This window comes from Bradyrhizobium sp. CSA112, assembly GCF_029051645.1.
Classification (GTDB): Bacteria; Pseudomonadota; Alphaproteobacteria; order Rhizobiales; family Xanthobacteraceae; genus Bradyrhizobium.
In genome coordinates, this window is sequence record NZ_JAACFS010000156.1 from 1 (window position 1) to 421 (window position 421).

A 421-nucleotide genomic window follows, 5' to 3' on the forward strand; every position below is an offset into this window, starting at 1 on the left:
GACTACGCCGCGGTCGGCGCGGCCCGGCAGGCGGCCTGGGCGCTCGGCGTCTCCCAGGGCACCCTGGACCCGCGCACCCCGCCGGTCTGGCAGGGCGCGGCGGCGCAGGTGCTGGACCCGGGTGAGGAACTGGCGGTGGGCCAGGCGGTGCGCCAGCAGGTCGTGTCGGTGCGCGAGCAGACCCACCCGGGGGCGTTCCGGCTGTGACGCCGCGACGCGGTCCGGCGCGTTAAATCGGTTGAGGTAACGCGGGTGGAGTGTTCGACGATGGGGGCCACGGGCAACCAACGCCCCCGTCGACCACTCCGAGAGAAGCAGCGTGCTCATCAGACTTCTGCGTGCCCATCTCAGGCCCTACAAGAGACCCATCGCCCTCCTGGTGCTGCTGCAGTTCCTGCAGACCTGTGCCTCGCTCTACCTG

General features: G+C 71.5%; 1 pseudogene. It reads left to right on the forward strand.

Features of this window, described 5'->3' with window-relative positions:
- A pseudogene (locus GWE18_RS42110) lies at positions 1-207 on the forward strand (hypothetical protein); the annotation flags it as partial.
- Positions 208-421: the final 214 nt, after the last annotated feature.